Raw genomic sequence first — 254 nt, forward strand, 5'->3', positions numbered from 1 at the left:
ACTATTGCTGCGTACACGCCGCCCTTGCACTGCGCGAAGACGGGTACGAGACCATCATGGTCAACTGCAACCCGGAAACCGTTTCCACTGACTACGACACGTCCGACCGTCTGTACTTCGAACCGGTGACGCTGGAAGATGTATTGGAAATCTGTCGCGTCGAGAAGCCAAAAGGCGTGATCGTCCAGTACGGCGGTCAAACCCCGCTGAAACTGGCGCGTGCCCTGGAAGCAGCTGGCGTGCCGATCATCGGT

At 58.3% G+C, this 254-nt stretch carries 1 protein-coding gene; it reads left to right on the forward strand.

The window, feature by feature from the left end:
• A partial coding sequence (locus AC0L20_RS41370) for a carbamoyl phosphate synthase preATP-grasp domain-containing protein (RefSeq protein WP_473295890.1) occupies positions 1-254 on the forward strand: 254 nt, incomplete at both ends.

Source organism: Bradyrhizobium sp. Kon58 (genome assembly GCF_055807455.1).